General features: G+C 51.2%; 12 protein-coding genes and 1 pseudogene. 5 read left to right on the top strand and 8 right to left on the bottom strand.

Annotated elements, in window-relative coordinates:
* Nucleotides 1-246: 246 nt before the first annotated feature.
* A complete protein-coding gene (locus RZA33_RS02175; protein WP_317506589.1) occupies nucleotides 247-2,028 on the bottom strand; it encodes a putative bifunctional diguanylate cyclase/phosphodiesterase in 1,782 nt (593 codons plus the stop codon).
* A 351-nt stretch (nucleotides 2,029-2,379) separates the two neighbouring features.
* On the opposite strand from RZA33_RS02175, the gene RZA33_RS02180 reads away from it, so the two are divergent.
* Both RZA33_RS02180 and RZA33_RS02185 read left to right on the top strand, forming a co-directional pair.
* Complete coding sequence (locus RZA33_RS02180; protein ID WP_317506213.1) at nucleotides 2,380-3,171, top strand: 2OG-Fe dioxygenase family protein; 792 nt, start codon at nucleotides 2,380-2,382, stop codon at nucleotides 3,169-3,171.
* A gap of 380 nt (nucleotides 3,172-3,551) precedes the next feature.
* Nucleotides 3,552-4,676, top strand: coding sequence for a putative sulfate/molybdate transporter (locus RZA33_RS02185; RefSeq protein WP_317506214.1), 1,125 nt, complete (start codon nucleotides 3,552-3,554; stop codon nucleotides 4,674-4,676).
* A gap of 99 nt (nucleotides 4,677-4,775) precedes the next feature.
* Here RZA33_RS02185 and RZA33_RS02190 read toward each other — a convergent pair whose 3' ends face one another.
* Together RZA33_RS02190 and RZA33_RS02195 are read right to left on the bottom strand one after the other, a co-directional pair.
* A complete protein-coding gene (locus RZA33_RS02190) occupies nucleotides 4,776-5,204 on the bottom strand; it encodes a TOBE domain-containing protein (RefSeq protein WP_317506215.1) in 429 nt (142 codons plus the stop codon).
* Nucleotides 5,205-5,396: 192 nt separating this feature from the next.
* A complete protein-coding gene (locus RZA33_RS02195; protein WP_317506216.1) occupies nucleotides 5,397-6,206 on the bottom strand; it encodes a molybdate ABC transporter substrate-binding protein in 810 nt (269 codons plus the stop codon).
* 265 nt (nucleotides 6,207-6,471) lie between these two features.
* On the opposite strand from RZA33_RS02195, the pseudogene RZA33_RS02200 reads away from it, so the two are divergent.
* Nucleotides 6,472-6,684 (top strand): annotated as a pseudogene (locus RZA33_RS02200) (transposase); the annotation flags it as partial.
* A 103-nt stretch (nucleotides 6,685-6,787) separates the two neighbouring features.
* On the opposite strand, the gene RZA33_RS02205 reads toward RZA33_RS02200, so the two are convergent.
* The 5 genes from RZA33_RS02205 to RZA33_RS02225 all read right to left on the bottom strand — a co-directional run bounded on the left by RZA33_RS02205 (nucleotide 6,788) and on the right by RZA33_RS02225 (nucleotide 11,237).
* Entirely contained in the window at nucleotides 6,788-7,156 is a 369-nt protein-coding gene (locus tag RZA33_RS02205; RefSeq protein WP_317506217.1) for a hypothetical protein, read from the bottom strand.
* A 75-nt stretch (nucleotides 7,157-7,231) separates the two neighbouring features.
* Nucleotides 7,232-8,899: a phosphoethanolamine--lipid A transferase gene (locus RZA33_RS02210; RefSeq protein ID WP_317506218.1), complete on the bottom strand. Its 1,668-nt coding sequence runs from the start codon at nucleotides 8,897-8,899 to the stop codon at nucleotides 7,232-7,234.
* Between the two features lie 24 nt (nucleotides 8,900-8,923).
* The gene (locus tag RZA33_RS02215; RefSeq protein ID WP_317506219.1) at nucleotides 8,924-9,610 is read right to left on the bottom strand and encodes a phosphatase PAP2 family protein; all 687 of its coding nucleotides are present in this window, start codon (nucleotides 9,608-9,610) and stop codon (nucleotides 8,924-8,926) included.
* Nucleotides 9,592-9,969 carry a diacylglycerol kinase gene (locus RZA33_RS02220; protein WP_317506220.1) on the bottom strand — a complete coding sequence of 126 codons (378 nt, stop codon included), beginning with the start codon at nucleotides 9,967-9,969 and terminating at the stop codon, nucleotides 9,592-9,594. Before RZA33_RS02220 ends, RZA33_RS02215 begins: the two co-directional genes overlap by 19 nt.
* 74 nt (nucleotides 9,970-10,043) lie before the next feature.
* Nucleotides 10,044-11,237, bottom strand: coding sequence for a glycosyltransferase family 9 protein (locus RZA33_RS02225; protein ID WP_317506221.1), 1,194 nt, complete (start codon nucleotides 11,235-11,237; stop codon nucleotides 10,044-10,046).
* Nucleotides 11,238-11,531: 294 nt separating this feature from the next.
* Between RZA33_RS02225 and RZA33_RS02230 the strand changes: the two genes are divergently transcribed.
* Nucleotides 11,532-12,194, top strand: coding sequence for a response regulator transcription factor (locus RZA33_RS02230; RefSeq protein WP_317506222.1), 663 nt, complete (start codon nucleotides 11,532-11,534; stop codon nucleotides 12,192-12,194).
* The gene (locus RZA33_RS02235; protein ID WP_317506223.1) at nucleotides 12,191-13,603 is read left to right on the top strand and encodes an ATP-binding protein; all 1,413 of its coding nucleotides are present in this window, start codon (nucleotides 12,191-12,193) and stop codon (nucleotides 13,601-13,603) included. Before RZA33_RS02230 ends, RZA33_RS02235 begins: the two co-directional genes overlap by 4 nt.
* The last annotated feature ends 23 nt before the right edge of the window (nucleotides 13,604-13,626 follow it).

Here is a 13,626-nt window from a genome sequence, read left to right on the forward strand (position 1 = left end):
TTGCAGTATGTCTTCGAGACACTGCCCACCCTCAATGATGATGAACTCAGCACACTGCTGCCCTGGCAGTGGAAAGAGACATTACCGGTCTGAACAATGACTGCCTAGATGTAGTTATTGGATCGCTTACGTTAGATAAGCAAGTGTTACTTCTGTCAGTCCCAGCGATCGAGGGGCATCGGGGTCGTTCACAAGGTCTCCAGGATATGGCAACCCCGAGGATTGTAGGTCAAATCACGACGAGGCTCAGCTCGACAGCCCTTCGGGACCAGGCACGAAACCGCCCAGCAGGCGGTCGATTTCCTTAGCAGGCATCGGACGGTAGAAGAAGAACCCCTGGATGAGGTCGCAATGCATTTCGCGAAGCAATGACAACTGTTCGGCGTTCTCGACGCCCTCGGCCACTACTTCCAATCCCAACCGATGGCCGATGAAGATGGCACCCTCCATGATGGCCCTATCCTTCGGCTGTGTGGTCGCGTCGTGGATGAAGGAGCGATCAATCTTCAGGGAGGTGACTGGAAAGTGCTTGAGATAGCTCAGGGAGGAATAACCGGTCCCGAAGTCGTCGATAGCAATGCGAATACCGCGATGATAGAGACGCCGCAGGTCCTCAAGGATGGTCTCTTCGGCTTCGATCAGGACATTCTCGGTCAATTCGATGCCGATATCTCGCGGGCCTAAGCCGTGACGCTGCAGCGCGTCCTCGAAGCTCTTAATGGCATCGGGACGCAACAGTTGACGCCCCGAGACATTGATGTCGATGCGGTGCTCATGAAATCCCTTGGCACGCCATTCCACCTGCTGGCGGCAAGCCTCTTCGATGACCCAGTCGCCCAGACGATGGATCACACCGGAACGCTCGGCTAGCGGGATAAACTCGGTAGGCGAGATCGGCGGGCCCTCGGCAGGCTCCCAGCGTAACAAGGCCTCGAGATTCTCTATTCGCCCACTGGCCGCCGAGACCTGGGGCTGGTAGTGGAGCGAGAATTCACCGTTATCCAGGGCTTCCTCGAGTCGCGCCGAGAGATAGTGCTGGCGAACCAGCTCATCATGGAGCTTCTGTTGGAAGAAACGTACAGCACCCCGACCATCCATTTTGGCACGATTCTTGGCAACATCGGCATTTCGGATCAATTCGCGTGACGATTCACCATTCTCGGGAAAGAGCGCCACACCCAGGCAGGCCGTGATCTGACACTCCCGACCATCCAGGACGAAAGGCTCCCGAAAGACATTCTGGACATGACGAACGACCCGTCTGACATCAGGGTCCAACTGGACGCCGGGAAAGGCCAGCACGAATTCATCGCTAGAGACACGGGACACTAGGTCAGTGGCTCGCTGGCACTCTCTCAGTCGCCGAGTCAGCTCAATGAGCAGGCGATCGCCCTGATCATAGCCAAGGGCATCATTGATCTCGACGAAGTGATCGATGTCCAGGTAGATGGTTGCCAGGCCATTGCCCTGGCGTCGACAGGAATCCAACAGACTGTCCAGGTCGACCTCGAAGGTCTGGCGATTAGGGAGATGAGTGAGCCTGTCGAAACGGGTGGCGAATTCCAGATCACGGTGGGCGCGCTTTTGGTCGGAAAGGTCGACATCTACGCAGAACATCAAGGGTGAGTCGGTATGCTCATTGAGCATCAGATGCTGCGAAAAGACCGATACCAGTTCGCCGCTTTTGTGCTTGAGCTCGAGTTCTTCGGCGGGTATTTCGACCCCTTTTTTGATCCAGGCACCATGTGCCTGGATCACCTCGTCACGCATGAAGTCAGGAATGATCAAATCTTCCAGTAACTGCCCCTGGGCTTCCTCAGCGGTATAGCCATAGAGACGAGTGCTACCCTCATTCCAGTAAATCACTCGCCGATCGCGATCATACCCCTGAACCGCCACCTTCGGCAGACTCTCCAGCAGGGCGCGGAATCGCTGCTCACTCTCCAGATATTGGTGGCGTACTAATTCAATTTCTTCCCTGCCGGCATCATGCGAATCGATGCCATCAGTTGAAGGTGTCTTTGACATCTTCAACACGAGCGCACCTGAAAACTTCCTGCGGTTTTCCTGTAGGCGTTCTGGATCTCTGTGATTTCGGGAATCGCTGGCAGTCATGGGATTCACTTAAAGAAAAAAACACTTTTAAGAGCCATCATAATGGCAACAATAAGCATTTGTTGTGATTATCCTACACTTATTTGTGGGTGATAACCTACACATACATCATCAACGGTTTGATCCTGTTTTCAAAAAAAATCACTCTTTTTTAGTACATTTCTTTGACATATACTTACAAATCTTTTCATTTACTCCTGTTGACCGCAGTGTTTACACCGGCAACACCGGGCAATTCCGCCCAGTTAACAGGAGAATACCAACATGAAACTCGATACTCTCAAGCATGGTTTCGACCTCACCTCCATGCCTACCGATTCACTCGCCGATTATTGGAATCCGGGAGTGACCGAGGCGCTGAGGCATAAGGATTGGGCGAAAACCGATATTCGGGAGAAAATCGATCTGACCGCCTGGCAGGGGTTTACCGCTGACCTGCCGCGCGATCCCTACGTTAACCAGCGATGGAAGCGGATGTCATGGCTCGCCCTGAATGATCAGGGAGATGTCGAGGATATGGGCCAATGCCCCATGGCCCAGGGGGGGAACTTCAACGACGCGGAAAGCATGGCGGATCGCCTGCGGTACTATGATCCGCTGACTCGGGAATTCATGGCACGCCCCGATGTGAAGGCCTTCGTTCGCGCCTGGGCAAGGCTGTGGAGTATCGGTGCGCACGAACCCATTCTGATGCAGATCACCGGGGTTCGCGGAGAAGGCAACATCGACCCCCTTCAGGGACAGGGAATTCATGCCGATGGCTGCAAGGCCCTAAGCATTCTGGTCATCAATCGGGAAAACGTAGCGGGGGGTGAAAACCACCTCTACGCAGACAAGGCTGGCACGCAACCCTTGGTCGATATCACCCTAAATCCAGGTGATATCCTTCATCTGAGCGATGACCGGCTATTCCACAGTGTCGACGGGATCGAACAGCTCGACAGCAAGGCACCCTTCGAGCGGTTCATCATCATCATCAACAGCCGCTTCGTGGATGTCTTCCAGAACCGGATGTTGCGTCGCCACTTCCCAGAAGCGGTCCTCAATGAGAGCTAATGACACTCTCGGTAAACTGAGAACCTAGCAACATCAACGCCCCCGGAACTCCGGGGGCGTTTTGGTTGTGCGCCAGGTATGGCGCGCAGCGCCTGATGCAGCGTGTCCGCGAGATCCTCAAGCGTGGCAGAGGGCGCAACATCCGACGAGTGCCGAAGAACTGGTTCCGGTCCTGCTTGGCTGGGTCCGGCCACCGCAGCGCTCCGCATTATATCAGTGTTGCCTAAAAGACCGCTCCTGGCCGAAAATCGCTGCTCCGGCTATCTGTCTCTCCAAAGTCCAGGGTTGTAAGCTTTCGTTCATAGGCATAGCACGCGCTTGACGCAGCCGATACTGAACCCTCACTCTTTAATGGATGGGTGAAAACCGAGTAAACCCGCATGCCTTCATTGCAAAATCATCTATTGAAAAATGCCAGTGGCGCGCTAGGGGATTTAGGAACACTGTTGCCACTCAGTCTAGGGGCTATTGGGGTGGCAGGCTTAGCCCCCATACCCCTTCTGCTAGGATTTGCCGCGTTCTACATCGCAACGGGGCTTTATTATCGTCTGCCGATACCGGTGCAGCCCATGAAGGCCGTGTCCGCGGTGCTGCTCACAACTCAGGTGAGTGCTGAAAGTTTAGCCGCGAGTGGCGTACTGATCGGCGCTATTTTGTTGTTGTTGGGCTCAACGGGATGGATTAATGGGCTGGCACGTCTCGTGCCTAGGTCGGTCCTAAGCGGTATCCAGTTAGGCTTGGGACTGTTACTCGCCGACATAAGCCTTGGTTTGATGGCCTCGTCACTGCTGGTAGGGAGTGTCACTTTAGTTGTGCTAGTGACCATCCTGAGGATGTTGCCGCATTTACCTGCCGCGCTGTTGGGGATTTGTGTGTCTGTAGTGCTAGGCACGTTGCTGGGGGCGCCGGGGATAGCGCTTCATACAGCGGATTCATCGATCATCTCGCTCCCTGAGCTGCCGAGTATCAAGGCCTTGCAGGAAGGGTTTTCCATGTTGGTGTTACCCCAGTTAGCGTTAACATTTACCAATGCCATTCTTCTGACCGCGTTAATGGCAGAGGATTATTTTGGTGAACAAGCACGTCGGGTGACGCCTGCCCGTTTGTCGATGAGTACGGGGCTCGCCAACTTCTTTATGGTACCGCTCGGCGCATTACCCATGTGCCATGGGGCAGGTGGTTTGGCGGCGCACTATCGCTTTGGGGCACGCACAGGCCTTGCTCCTGTCTTGCTGGGGGTTGGATTGCTCATGGTAGCGGTGGTGCCGGGTGGGCTTTCGTTAATAGCAATTATTCCAACGGCAGGTCTTGGGGCGTTACTGTTGGTTGCGGCCGTTGAGCTCGCCTTCAACAAGCGCCTTAGGTCGGCCAAATTTTCTTGCTGGCCCGTCATCGGGATAACGGCTCTGGTAACTGTTTGTGCAAATCCTTTCTTAGGGTTACTAGCAGGAGTGGCGGCTGAAACTATGCGAGCTGCTTGGTTGCGTCGGCAACGGGTAGCTTGAAGTTGTTAGAGACGCCACTTCGAAGTAAAACGAACGAAGCGCTATCATCACGACATCATAAATTGCGTGGCGATAGGCTGATGAATTAACTGGGAGCGCTCAAACCGGCGCGGCCAAAATAATATGCGACGCCTTGATGACAGCTGAAGCGCTAATCCCGGGCTTTAGGCCTAGCTCTTCAACGGCATCACGGGTGACGATGGAGCATACTCGACTGCCGCCTGAGAGTTCGAGTATGACCTCGGAGTTGACGGCACCATCGCTCACGCTGATGACGTTGCCGCTTAGGCAGTTTCGCGCGGAGAGACGAATGTCATCGGATTCGGTCATTAGCATTACCCAGGGGGCTTTAATAAGCGCAATGGCTTCACTTCCTGACTTAAGATCAAGATTTTTAGCGCTTTCGCAGGTCACCACAGCAACCAGTTGCTCGCCACCGGGCAGCTCCATAGTGACTTCAGAGTTTACGGCACCATCGTTGACGAAGAGAACTCTGCCTTTCAATACATTGCGTGCACTGATTTTCATTTATGTCTTCCTTCATGATTCATTAATTCAGCCTCAGCGTAAACGAAGTGCATTGATGAGTCCAAGCGGTGGTCATTTTTACCCAAACTGGATCCTCGGCACGATGAATATCTTAATTTTTCGTTAGCACAACGTTATGAGCACCACGACGTGGGCTGATAACAAAAGGTCAATCAAGCAATGAACAAAGCTTCATTCTGATACGGGCAGGGCGCTGACCTCAAAACCATAGCGAGCAAGTACTGCCTGGCCCTCTGGCGAAAGAATATGGAGCGCGAGCTTCCACGCGTCGCTAGGGGCATCGTTAAGCACGATCAGCCCGTAATCAGCTCCAACAGCTAACTCGGAGGGCACTGTCACGATCTGAAGATCGGGCACTTCGCTTTGAGCCAGGACTGCATTAGTGCAGTAGGTCAGAAATAGGTCGGCTTGATCTTTCTCCATTACCCAACCGTAAGTGTTGCGATCCTCAGGCGGCTTGGAGCTACTGGGACCACCCGTAAGCTGGTTTGCTTTAGCTTTCAACGTCTCGGCAGCGCCTGGGTGCAATTTTTCGGCACGATCAAATAATTCCCATGCGTAATCACCGGAAGGATCTGCGCCGGGGGTTGACGTGCCAAGCCGGTTCTCGTCTGCCAGCAGCGTCTCAAGGAGTGTCGCACTCGTTACCTCAAGCTCTGGTTGCGCAAGTGCACAGAGACGGTTCCTTGCGAAAAGTGCCACAGGTCCGCCGCGCTCTGCCTTTTCGAGTCTTTGAGGGTGGGTCATGTTAGCCGAAGCGAATACGTGAGCTGTTTCGCCCGCCTCAATCCGCTCGCGCATTAGACCCGAGGGACCAAAGGTTGTTGAAACCTCGACATCGAAGGTGTTCGAGAAATTTTCGGCAACCTCCCCGAGTGCCGCCCGTAGGCTACCTGCTGCGTAAAGCGATACCGGCTCTGCATTAACCGCCAACGGTGCTGCAGTAATTGCTGCGGCTCCTACCCAGTAAGTTAATTTCATTGGTTCATCTCCGTATAAATATTATTTGGTTCAGTTTTACCGATTTTATCGCTTAAGCATTGGCCTTCCTGATCGCCACACGTTATAAGCTATTGCTATAGAATCAGTTGACCTTATAACATTAGTATAAATATCAATCGTAGCAATATGTAAAAATCGTGCTCCTTTACGGAGAGCTAAAAAACTGTTCAACGCCAGGATTTAGAGCTCCTTTCAAAAACCTTGAAATAGCTCGCCTACGTGCCTAGCTTAGCTAATATGGCGTAGACGCCATATTCAGGCGCGTATTGCCAGACGTGGCGTGGAAGATACTCAGCGACTGGGATGCCATCGCTGGGTGGCTGAAAGAACCTTCGCCTGGCTGGAACAGATGCGTCGACTCGCAACACGATATGAGCTGCGTATTGATATCCACTATGCGTTCACCTTGCTGGGCTGCTCACTGATTTGCTTTAAACGGCTCATAAGTCAGTTTTGAAAGAAGCTCTTATTGCCTGAGTTCAGGAGTGAGAGTTGATGAATATCGGCATTTATTCAGACCTCCTATAAAAACATTTACGTTAAGTCAATTATTAGGTGCGCTACCCTAATAAATATAAAATTATTAAGGTTCCAACTCCTGCAGCTCCCAATGCGTCTAGCGTTTCGATCAAATCATTTTCAACCATTTTCAATGCACTGACAGAATAATAGCGTCCAAGTAACTGTGATATACCATTTGACGTTACACTTAATATGGCGATGGTGATTTCGATTCTTTCTATTCCTGTTAACCACAGCAGAGTCGCTAGTAAAGTAATTAAAACAACGCTGGCTCTAAAGGAAAGCCATTTAGCAGAATGAATAGAGGTATTGACACCGCCTACCAAGTCCTCCGCGGTTGCCATTTTTTTGGGTAGCAGCCGTCTCCAAAAACCTTGGCTGGAGTCCAATAAATGCGATAAAACCATGTGCATACACCAGAATAGTTGAGCAGAGTGGATATCAGCTTGCCATGGAATACTTAACGATCACTTAAGCATTCATTAATTGGCGAGGCTCCGGCACGTTTGGCTAATATCTTTTGCCTGCTGGTAAACGTCCGTTGCTACGTCAAGCAAACCCAACACGCTGTGAAATAAGTTATCGTGTGAGGCGGCTTGATCAGAGACTTGGCGTAAGCAGTCCGTATCAAGCCCTTGCTGCTGTGAAAATGAGCTGGATAGCCACCAAACCATAGGCACATGCGTTTGTTCGTCGGGGGCAATGGCGTAGGGAATGCCGTGTAAATAAAGCCCCTTTTCGCCCAGTGATTCACCATGATCAGAGAGATAGATCATCGCAGTTGCGTGGTCATCCTGACGCTTTAACGTGTCAATCACCTGATTCAACACAGTGTCGGTGTACAGAATGGCATTGTCGTAGCTGTTGGTAATGGCGTCTCTTGAGCACTTGGCTAAATCCGCGGTGGTGCAAGCGGGAACAAAACGTTCGTAGTCATCAGGGTAGCGTTGGTAATAGCTGGGGCCATGGTTGCCTAGCTGATGCAGCACGACCACCTGATTAGCTGCGGTACCGCTAATTTGCTTGGTTAAGGCTTGAACCAGTGCTTCATCCAAGCATCGCCCATCTTGACACAAAGACGCATCGTCCTCTGGTGAGAGCGTTTTTGTCGTTACTCCGTCGCAGACACCTTTACACCCTGACTGGTTATCAAACCAGGTGACCTCTAACCCGGCGTGGGCTAATACGTCCAGCAAGGATTCATGTTGCTGAGCATACGATTTAGAATAATCGGCACGCCCTGGTAATGAAAACATGCAGGGTAATGAGACCGCTGTGCTTGTACCGCATGAGGAAACATCCGAAAAATTGATAACGTCAGGCTGCTGGGCAAGTTTGGGTGTGGTTTGGCGTTCATAACCATTTAGCCCCCAATTCGCCGCCCGCACCGTTTCGCCCACCACGATGACGAGCAGTGTAGGTTTGTCACCCACTCGTGAACTGATACGGGCGTCCTCACCCACTGGGGAGCGCACCGTATTCGCGGCAGCGTGTTGGCTGGAAAGAGCCTGTGCCATCGAAACAATATAATTACCTGGAGTCACCAAGTAGCGAAGCTCTTTATTGTTGCGCATGAGTGACGACACTTCTTGATAAGATAAGAAGATCGCTAACAGCAATATAATAGTGCTGGCAAGGCAATAAGCAAAGCGACGCAACATTGCCTTCTTCCAGGTTGAAGGTGTGATTTTAACGCGCCAAATAAAAACGGTAGGCAAGCCAAAAAAAATTGCTAAATGAATCAATAAGCCAGCTGTGAGAAGTTCTTTTACTTCGTTAGTGTCAGTTTGAAGCACATTGTCTAGCATGGAGGTGTCAAAATAGGTGCCGTAGTAACTGGTAAAGTAACTAACAAAGGCGGCAATCAGAAACAGTAAGGTTAATAAGGGTTTTACCAGCGTTCGAAAAGCAAGGCTAATGAAGACCAAAAAGTTCAGGCAGGTCATCACCAAAAACATATTGGCAAAGGTTAGCCATGTCTGGACGGCAAGAAGGTCATAGCCAGCAAAGGCTTGTTGCCAAAAAGGAACATTGTAAAAAACACTGAATATGACAACGACCCATAAGACAAGCTGCTCCGTGCTTAATGTGGGGCGATAATGCCAAGCGGTGCCAACAATTTTTGAAGGCAATGATAGTAAAGGGGGCATCGAAAGGCTCTCTGTATGAAAAGATTAATGAACGCTGGGGTGTAATAAGAATCTTGAAAGAACAAAGCTTACGGTCCAACAAAACATGACGGTCCAGAGGTCGTGGGAGAGAAAGTGCGCTCCGCGGAACTGTTGAGTGATCCCAAACGTAAGGCCAAGCCCTAAACCCAGCGCAAGCCCTGCCCATCGCCAGTCGGGCCGTATGGCGGCAAAAAAGAAGTACAGGGCTATCCATGTATAGCCTGCGCTGGCATGCCCGGCGGGAAAGCAGGCGGACGCTGGCATTGAGGAAGGCCGCATGTTGAGCAAGCCAATAAAGTCTCGTGCCCCGCCATAGCGAACTAAATCCCAAGGGCATTCCATGCTCACCAGGTGTTTAATCGTTGCTACAAGTAGCGCTGAAAGCAGCGTTGCGGAAAAAAGATATAAAAGCGGCGTGCGATACGCTTTAAGACGCGTCACCACGGTGCTTAGTATCAATAGGAGGAGTGAGGCTAAACCCATCGCCAAGCTTAGCCATTTACCGCCTTTGTGAAGAATGTCTTGGGTAATTAAGGTATCTTTCCATGCCCAGGCATTACCCTGAAGGCGATATATAAAGTCAGTTATCGTGAAATCTATGTTTAAAATGCTGAAGACTGACATGGCGATTAGAAATAAAATCCATGCGGATGCTACGGGTTTGAGAACATTTAGTGGAGCAGCACGCATAGCCACACACCCATCATCATAAAAAGGGTCATCATGACGGCGGCAGCCCCCATGTCTTTAGCACGCCCGCTAAGTTCGTTATGTTCTAGTCCGATACGGTCAATGGTGCTTTCGATGGCGGAGTTAATGAGTTCCACTATCACTAAAAGGGTGAGTGAAGAAAACAGCAATGCTTTTTCCACAGGAGTGACATTAACAAAAAATACAAAAGGGTAGAGAATGAGACAGAGTATCACCTCTTGTCTGAAGGCAGATTCATTTATCCAGCAAGCTTTTAAACCCGATACTGCATTTTTAGAGGCGCGGAGGATGCGTTTAACGCCCGTGCCATTGGGTTTTGACGTCGTTGAAATAGGCAAGACAGTACTCTCGATAACGTAACAGTAGGGTCACTATAAAGCGCAAAACTTAACGAACAGTTATGCGCTTTAATTCAGTAGCTAGAATGCAAAGGGTCAGCACTGGGTGGTGGTGTTACCCACTGTGTTAGTTGGTTTGTTGCGGAGGCCGATTGAACGGGAGCCGTTGCGTTTTGTCCGTCAAGAGTAGCGCGTATGGCTTCTATTACCGTGCTGACCTCTGGGCGCCACAGAATAGTGTCATAGGCTTCTCGTGGTACGAAGGCGAGTGATTTTTTCTGGCGTATTAGGGAAATGGTGGCGACATCGAGTGCTGCCGCTAAGTGCATAGGCCCTGAGTCTGGCGTCACGAGTAACCGCGCACGCCCTAGAACAGCGGCAAAGTGACGGATAGAAAGCGGCGGGCATAAGCTGCCATACAGTGATGACATCAAACGCTGCTCAATAGGTGGTAGAAGTCTAAACTCCTCCGGTCCAAGAAATACGACATAGCGTATTTTGCGAGCTTCCATGGCATCGATAAGCATTAACCAAAATTCCAACGGCCAACGCTTGTTTTGATGCCCGCCAACGAAGATCGCAATAAAATTTGTATCTGATGGATGATGGCTATGAAGACTGACTAGCTGTTGTATTTTCGTTATTGCCTGATAGCGTTCCTGCTCTGTTAACTGGAGCAATGGCCGGTTACGGCAAGCAACACCGAGCGGACGTGTCAAATTAACGATGGCATCGTAGGCATGTGATGACTTACCTTCCGCCTCAATGTTGTACCAGCGCTGGTGACCTTTACCTGAACCCATGCTGTACCGTGCCCCTATTAACCGGGTCACTATAAAGCCGCTCGTTGATCCTCCACTCACTTGTACCGCCAGGTCATAGCGTTGTGCTCGTAAACGTCGTAATAGTGTCACACACTGCCAAGGTCGAAGAATGGCGGCTCTCGACAGTAAATGAAAATGATCAACAGGCCGTTGTTGCAACAGTGGCCATGTTTTATCAGTTGCTAAATAGTCGATGCGCGCGGAAGGAAAACGGTCACGAAAAGCATCGATGACAGGGGTACTGATTAGCGCGTTGCCCAGCCGAAAGTTGGGGCGAATAATGAGGATTTTTTCTATGCCCACAAGGCTGTCAATGGTTTCTGGTGCAGGCGCTTTGACGATATACTTTATGCTTCCCAGTAAATATCGCTTCATTTTTTTTTCTAAAAAACGGGCCATTATTTTTAAATAATAGTTTGTTCTAATGAGGGTTAGTAAGTGCATACTCTGGCGCTCTGTTCAATTAATTGAAAATGACCTGCCCACGGTAGCGATAGGGCAGATTCAAAATGACCGCCATTGAAGGCGCTGCTTTGGCTTTGCCCATGGCGAAAGAGGCAGCTTGAGCCTAAATAACTTAAAGAAGAGTTAAACTGCGCAAGAGATTCGCAAAAATAGAGTGTTAGGCTTGTTGATTGAATTCAGATGAGGTCGCTTTTTGGGAAGCAAGTTGCCACATTTAAGAAAAGCTTAAGTTTTGGTAGCCAAGATAGCGGCTTGTCGATTGAGGGGATCAGCATGCGTGCACTACTAATAGAAGATGACCCTTTGCTTGGGGATGGCATTAAGACGGCGCTAGAGCGCGAGGGCTACGCGGTCGATTGGTTCATGCTTGGCCGCGAGGCAATCAGCGCTATCGGCAGCGAGGCCTTCAGCGTGATTATTTTGGATCTTGGACTGCCCGATATGGACGGTATGCAGGTACTGCATTTACTCCGACAGCAATCTACTCTGCCTATTCTGATTTTGACGGCCCGCGATGCGATGGAAGACCGTATTGGCGGTTTAGATGCGGGAGCGGATGACTATGTTTTAAAACCTTTTAATTTGAAGGAGTTGCTGGCCCGTTTGCGTGTCGTTATGCGGCGCGCAGAGGGGCGCGCTTCGCAGATATTGACGCTGGGTGCACTGAGTATTGATGAGGCTCGCCATGCGGTGAGTTGGCGGGGCAAAGACGTAAAGTTGGGCCGACGCGAGTATGCCTTATTGCTAGAGCTCGCTAGGCACCCGGACAGGGTGCTATCTCGCCCTCGTTTAGAAAATTTGCTTTATGGCTGGGGTGAAGAGGTAGCGTCCAATGCGGTGGAAGTTCACATTCATCATCTGCGTAAAAAGCTTGAAAAACATCTGATTATTAACGTGCGGGGGATTGGCTACCGACTGGATAGCCAGGCGCAATGAGATCGATACGGCATTATCTACTTCGCACGCTAGCCATGACCTTGGTTGTCGCCGGGGGCGTGGCGGTTACCGCGGCTTATTTAATTACCGATCACGAGCTAGAAGAAATTCTCGATACACAGCTCAGTCTGCACAGCCGGATTGTGGCTGGCCAGCTCGATCCCAACGCGACCATTGATGACTATGCTCGCTTGGCTTCACGCATGGGCCTTCCAGACCATCCGGCTCAGCTATATCGCGACGGTAAAGCAGTGCCCGTAAGCCGCTCTGAATCAGGTCCCAAGCTTTACCACGAGGAAGAGCTTAAATTAGTACTGGGTTTTTGGAATCCCGATGGCTCACCCAGGTTATTAGGGGGCAAATGGAGTGATGCAGGGCCTTTCCCCGCGCCTTTAGAGGAGGGGTTTCGCTGGGAAAGCTACGATGGTCATCGCTGGCGGGTTTTCAGCATGTTCGATGTTGCCAGCGATACCTGGATCAGCATGGGGCTACGCGGGTCGTTTCATGATGAAGTGGTGGAGCGCATCACTTGGAACAATTTATTGCCGATGCTCTTGTTGCTGCCACTCCTTCTTTGGCTGATGAGTCGAATTATCCGGCGGGGCATTGCACCCATCCATGCGCTTTCCAGCCAGGTACAAGGTCGCTCCGCCCGCGACCTGCGTAAAATCGATAATCCAGTTCCTCAAGAGCTTAATGGATTACGTCAATCGCTAAACGACTTTATCGCCCGCTTAAAAGCCACGTTAGAACGTGAGCGGCGCTTTACCGCAGATGCGGCGCATGAATTACGCACGCCCTTGGCAGCGCTGAGAATCCACTTAGATAATGCGCAGGCAGGGGGCGAGCAATCATTACAAAAGGCTTATGTCGGGGTTGAGCGGCTACAGCGGGTGGTAGAGCAACTGCTTATTTTGGCGCGTTTGGATCAAGTGGCCACAACCTCACCGGCCACTATCGATCTTTATCCGATTATTGCTGAACTGGTCGCCGAGCTGTGGCCACTTGCTGAAGAGCGAGATCAGTACTTGCGGCTAATAGGCTTAACCCGGCTGGAGGTGCGCGCCGACGAAGTCGAGGTGGGGATTCTCTTCCGTAATCTACTCGATAACGCCTTGCGCTATACGCCAGAAGGCGGTCAAGTAGAGGTAGAGTTGGCGCTTTGGGAGGGGTTGCCTCAACTCACGGTGAGCGACACTGGCCCCGGGCTCCCCGAGGCACTGTTGGATAAAGTCACTGAGCGCTTTAGGCGCGCGTCTGGCCAGGGCACCACTGGCAGCGGATTGGGTTTATCGATTGTCTCGGAGTTGGCTCAGCGCCAAAACGCACACCTTACGCTTAGTAATCTCACACCCAATGGGCTGGCAGTCAGTGTGACGTGGGAGCAAAACCAACATCAAAATCGTTGATTTTCTTGCTGGGCTTGCCTTCG

It is taken from the genome of Halovibrio sp. HP20-59, from assembly GCF_033052795.2.
In the GTDB taxonomy this organism is placed as follows: domain Bacteria; phylum Pseudomonadota; class Gammaproteobacteria; order Pseudomonadales; family Halomonadaceae; genus Vreelandella.

Bases quoted from the DNA above. Each gene is read 5' to 3' on its own strand.
- RZA33_RS02175 (WP_317506589.1), bottom strand. From the start codon at position 2,028: ATGTCAAAGACACCTTCAACTGATGGCATCGATTCGCATGATGCCGGC.
- RZA33_RS02180 (WP_317506213.1), top strand. From the start codon at position 2,380: ATGAAACTCGATACTCTCAAGCATGGTTTCGACCTCACCTCCATGCCT.
- RZA33_RS02185 (WP_317506214.1), top strand. From the start codon at position 3,552: ATGCCTTCATTGCAAAATCATCTATTGAAAAATGCCAGTGGCGCGCTA.
- RZA33_RS02190 (WP_317506215.1), bottom strand. From the start codon at position 5,204: ATGAAAATCAGTGCACGCAATGTATTGAAAGGCAGAGTTCTCTTCGTC.
- RZA33_RS02195 (WP_317506216.1), bottom strand. From the start codon at position 6,206: ATGAAATTAACTTACTGGGTAGGAGCCGCAGCAATTACTGCAGCACCG.
- RZA33_RS02205 (WP_317506217.1), bottom strand. From the start codon at position 7,156: ATGGTTTTATCGCATTTATTGGACTCCAGCCAAGGTTTTTGGAGACGG.
- RZA33_RS02210 (WP_317506218.1), bottom strand. From the start codon at position 8,899: ATGCCCCCTTTACTATCATTGCCTTCAAAAATTGTTGGCACCGCTTGG.
- RZA33_RS02215 (WP_317506219.1), bottom strand. From the start codon at position 9,610: ATGCGTGCTGCTCCACTAAATGTTCTCAAACCCGTAGCATCCGCATGG.
- RZA33_RS02225 (WP_317506221.1), bottom strand. From the start codon at position 11,237: ATGCACTTACTAACCCTCATTAGAACAAACTATTATTTAAAAATAATG.
- RZA33_RS02230 (WP_317506222.1), top strand. From the start codon at position 11,532: ATGCGTGCACTACTAATAGAAGATGACCCTTTGCTTGGGGATGGCATT.
- RZA33_RS02235 (WP_317506223.1), top strand. From the start codon at position 12,191: ATGAGATCGATACGGCATTATCTACTTCGCACGCTAGCCATGACCTTG.